A 4,180-nucleotide genomic window follows, 5' to 3' on the forward strand; every position below is an offset into this window, starting at 1 on the left:
AATTCTGCGAATTTTGAAGGAAATTTTGGTAACTACCCCCAGCATCCCTTCGGACTCAAAAAACCACTCCAACCCCTGTCCCCTCGCATATTCTCTCACTGTACCATCAGAAAGAACTACCTGGGCAGACAGAAGTTGATCAAAGAGGGACCCGTACTTTAAGCTGCCTATTCCAAGACCATTACCCATCATCCACCCGCCGACAGTTGCCGATTTGGCACTGGACGGATAACTTCTGACGGTAAGACCCTCACTTCTCAGCTTTCTATCTAATTCCCACCATGTTATACCTGCCTCTGTGGTCACCGATTCTCTGACTTGATCGACCTCAACTACGTCTGATAAATCCGTCAAATCCAATACCACGCCGCCTTTTTTGGGTACCGCGCCAAAGAGGCCGGAAGAGCCCCCGCCTCGTGCCACAACAGCTATCTTTTTATAAGAACAATAACTCAAAACAGCACCAACTTCTTGCACCGTCCCTGGTTTAACAACGGCTGCAGGCATTGTCCTGAATAGAGACTTTATCATTCCGGGGATAGGAATAAGATCGCTCGTATAGAACCATCTCTCAAAATCGCTGGTAGTTACTCGATCTCCTACTATCTCCCTTAAATCCTTTTCTAAATTTTTCTCCTCCATGTGCTTTTCCTAATTTCCATGAAACGTTAGTGAAGCTCCCCGCCCACAGGGCGGAGCTTGCGGGATGCGCTTCCGGTCAGATTGATTTTCTCAGTGTAACATAAAGTCAAACCATTTCAAAAGAACTTCCTTGAAAAGGAGAGGGACGAGCGCTATCGCAGTATCAACTATCCCCCCTCACAAAATATGATACTTTCATATGCTTTAACAACCTATTGATTTTGTTTCTTTTATTGGAAACTTGACAAAAGAAGTAGTTTCCTATATAAAAGTAATTCAAAACTTTTCGAAGGATATGGGAATAGGGCTCTTGGAACAAACAAAGATTTTTTCACTAACAATTCCTGTCAAACCTGCCCGCTATATCGAGCATCCATCTGGGTGTGGATACGAACAAAAAGCGGAAGTTGGTTGGACTAAAAACCCACAAACTTACTATTTAAACTCAGAGAGCATATTCTGATTGTAAGTTTTGTGAGTTTTAGAATTGTTCGAGAAAATCCAAGTACCCGAGGGCTCTTTTTTTTTGGTATTAAATGAGAAGTACAATATTGATGGTCTCGTAAAAAGTCGGATTTCGTTCCTCTCTGTCATTCCCGCGTAGGCGGGAATCCAGTTATTGTAAGGTGTTATAGACTCCCGCCTGCGCGGGAGTGACAAGATTTGGACTTTTTACGAAACTGTCAATATCAGCAAAATAACGTAGGTAATATTAATAAAATGAATCATATACATTTTTCAAAGGTTAATAAATATTTTAACAGGCATGACCTGATCCGGCTTTTGGGCGGTAGGACGCATCGCAAGTTCTCTCATTCTGTCAAAATAAAAATAGATAAGCTGGAAGTTAAGTTAAAAGATATCATAAAACCTCGTCTCTCCTACCGGATCGGAAAGGTCGAATCGACCGACAATGGATCTTTTCATGTTGAGGGAGGTTTATCGTTTACAAGTTCAAAATTCGCAAAAACCATCAAAAACTGTAGTGAAGTCATCTTTTTTATAGCTACCATCGGCGATGGCATTGAAGAAAAGATCGCCCAATTTACCGAGGAAAATTATCTCTCAAATGCATATATTCTCGATTCCATGGGGTCTGTTACCATAGAAAATGTGGTCGAGGAGTTTTATCAGGATATGAGGGAACGATATAAATCGAAAGGCAGAGAAGTCACCCTCCGTTTCAGCCCAGGCTACTGTGATTGGTCTATTAAAGACCAGAAAAAACTCTTCAGTGTTTTCGATTCCCTTCCGACAGGTGTTGAACTGATGGATTCCTGCCTTATGCAGCCCCGCAAGTCGATTTCAGGAATGTTCGGTGTTCTGCCTCCTGATATGGATTCTTCATTTTCCCCTTATAATCCGTGTTCGGAGTGCAGTAAAAAGAATTGCATCGGTAGAAGACAATAAGAAGCAGACAGAAGATTGATGCACTCGTAAAAAGTCAGTTTTTGTCACCCTGAATTTATTTCAGGGTCTCTAACTTGCTGAAATGTTTAGATGCTGAAACAAGTTCAGCATGACAAATGACACATTTTGAGACTTTTTACGAGACTGTCAAGATTGAATCTCCCCGCAGCAAGCTGCGGGGAATGCGCTCGCTGTTCAGTTCAACAATTTCGCTACGAGTAATACGCGCGCTTTTACATTCTCAAAAATACTAATACGGATAAACATTCAGATACAGGAGCGAAAATGAAGGTACGAAGAGGATTGTCAGGAGGGCAATATCGTCCTATTACCGATCAAGATATTGAAAAGATACATAAAACGAGTCTCAGGGTCTTTGCCGAGATAGGAATACAGGTGAACTTCACTGAGGCAAGGGAACTATTCCGTAATGCCGGAGCAGAAGTGGACGAGAACAGCCGGATTGTGAAAATTCCGCAAGACCTTGCGGAGGAGTTGATCAATAAAGCACCCTCTGTGATCTTATTGTGCGGCCGGGCGGAAAACGGCGAACTGGACTGTGAAATTGGCGGGAAAAAGGTCTACCTGGGCACGGGAGGTACCGCCCTGAATGTACAGGATCCGGGCAGTCGGGATTCTCGAAGGGCGAAACTCGATGACGTCATGAACATGGCACGCCTTGTGGAAGCACTGGATAACATCCATTTTTATATGCTCAACGTCTACCCCAATGAACTCTCTGTGGAAGAAGTGGATGTGAACCGCTTTGGAGCTGCATTGAACCGTACCCGGAAACATGTAATGGGTGGAGTCTACACCATTGACGGGGTAAGAAATGTCATCAAAATGGCTGAACTCATTGCAGGTTCCCCTGAAAAGCTCAGGGAACGCCCCTTTATCTCGATGGTAACCTGTCCCATCAGCCCTTTCAAGCTGGATGGAAGCTATACCCCTCTCACCATGGAGGCAGCCCGCAACAACATCCCCGTTGTGGTTCCCTCAGAACCCCTTTGCGGCGCCACGGCCCCCATCACATTGGCCGGCAATCTCGTGGTGCAAAATGTTGATACCTTAGCCGGCGTCATGCTTACACAGCTTACAAACCCGGGGTGTCCTGTAATGTACGGGTGTATATCCTCTATCACGGATCTGAGAGACATGAAATACCTTTCAGGAGCTGTGGAGATGGGGTTAATGAATGCAGCCGCAGCCCAGATGGCTCAGTTTTACCGTCTTCCCTATTATGCGACATCAGGAATGTCAGATTCCAAGGTAAACGATGCTCAGGCAGGATATGAATCGGCCATCACCAACGTTATGGTTGCACTGGCCGGAGGAAATTTCATCCACGATGCGGCCGGATTTCTCGAATTCTGTATGACCGCTTCCTATGACAAGATGGTTATCGACAATGAAATTATCGGCATGGTCATGCGAGCAGTAGAAGGCATCCAGGTTAATGATGAAACCCTGGCATTTGATTTGCTCAAAAAGACTGGCCCTGGAGGACACTTTGTCTCCGCGCGGCATACACGGCGTTACATGCGTTCCGAACAATATATCCCTCAGTTGAGCGATCGGGAAAATCGGGACAAGTGGCAAGACGCCGGTGCAAAAGATACCGAAACACGGGCGACTGAAAAGGCGAATAAGATTCTAAATACGCCCCCGCAGTCTGTTCTGGCAAAAGAAACCAGAGATTTAATAACAAAAGAAATCCCCGGGCTACAACCTTCGGTTATGGCTTAAACTTGACAGGTTCGCAAAAAGTCTTTTTAGAGCGAATTTAAGCATTTTGGGAAAAAGATGGTGGTAGTGACCGGCGTTAAGAAAATCTAACTGGTTGAGTGCGTTAGCACGAGTTTTAGATTGTAGGGTCGGGTTTTACACCCGACCGCAAACGGTGGCATATAAAATGCCACCCTACAGAATTGATTTGTCAATCGATTTATCTATGGTCCCAAAATTGGTTCTGAGCGAATAAAAAAGACTTTTTACGAATGCATAAAGCTTAGAAGGAGAAAATATCCGTGATCATCATCGGAGAAAAAATCAATGCCAGCATACCCAGGAGCAAAGTCATTATTCAGGAACGTGATGAGAAGAAGCTCCTGGAATTGGCCAGGGA

At 44.6% G+C, this 4,180-nt stretch carries 3 protein-coding genes; 2 read left to right on the forward strand and 1 reads right to left on the reverse strand.

Going from position 1 to position 4,180, the window contains the following annotated elements:
• A partial coding sequence (locus Q7J27_04585) for an FAD-binding oxidoreductase (protein MDO9528421.1) occupies positions 1-642 on the reverse strand: 642 nt, incomplete at its 3' end.
• A gap of 720 nt (positions 643-1,362) precedes the next feature.
• Here Q7J27_04585 and Q7J27_04590 point away from each other — a divergent pair.
• The gene (locus tag Q7J27_04590) at positions 1,363-2,052 is read left to right on the forward strand and encodes a vitamin B12 dependent-methionine synthase activation domain-containing protein (GenBank protein MDO9528422.1); all 690 of its coding nucleotides are present in this window, start codon (positions 1,363-1,365) and stop codon (positions 2,050-2,052) included.
• A 285-nt stretch (positions 2,053-2,337) separates the two neighbouring features.
• Complete coding sequence (locus tag Q7J27_04595; GenBank protein MDO9528423.1) at positions 2,338-3,801, forward strand: trimethylamine methyltransferase family protein; 1,464 nt, start codon at positions 2,338-2,340, stop codon at positions 3,799-3,801.
• The last annotated feature ends 379 nt before the right edge of the window (positions 3,802-4,180 follow it).

This window comes from Syntrophales bacterium (assembly GCA_030655775.1).
Lineage (GTDB): Bacteria > Desulfobacterota > Syntrophia > Syntrophales > JADFWA01 > JAUSPI01.